The organism is Paraburkholderia sp. SIMBA_027, assembly GCF_046535315.1.
Taxonomy (GTDB): Bacteria; Pseudomonadota; Gammaproteobacteria; order Burkholderiales; family Burkholderiaceae; genus Paraburkholderia; species Paraburkholderia tropica.
On the sequence record NZ_JAWRWY010001601.1, the window covers coordinates 1 to 236 of the forward strand.

Sequence of the window (236 nt, forward strand, 5' to 3'; positions counted from 1 at the left end):
GCAAGCTCGTCCAGCTTCCCTGGGTGGAAGATGTCGATATCCGTAAGGTCTATCCGAAGACGGTTGAGGTTCGGTTGAAGGAGCGTGAGGCCTTCGGCATCTGGCAGCACGGTTCGGAACTGTCGCTGATCGAAAAAAGCGGCAGCGTGATCGCGCCGCTGCGCGACAATAAATTCGCCGCCCTGCCGCTTTTCGTCGGACGTGATGCGGAAACGGGCGCTGCCGGCTTTGTCCAG

At 59.7% G+C, this 236-nt stretch carries 1 protein-coding gene; it reads left to right on the forward strand.

Going from position 1 to position 236, the window contains the following annotated elements; translation table 11 throughout:
• Positions 1-236 (forward strand): cell division protein FtsQ/DivIB (locus tag SB764_RS44585; protein WP_410867385.1); only part of this gene is annotated, 236 nt, incomplete at both ends.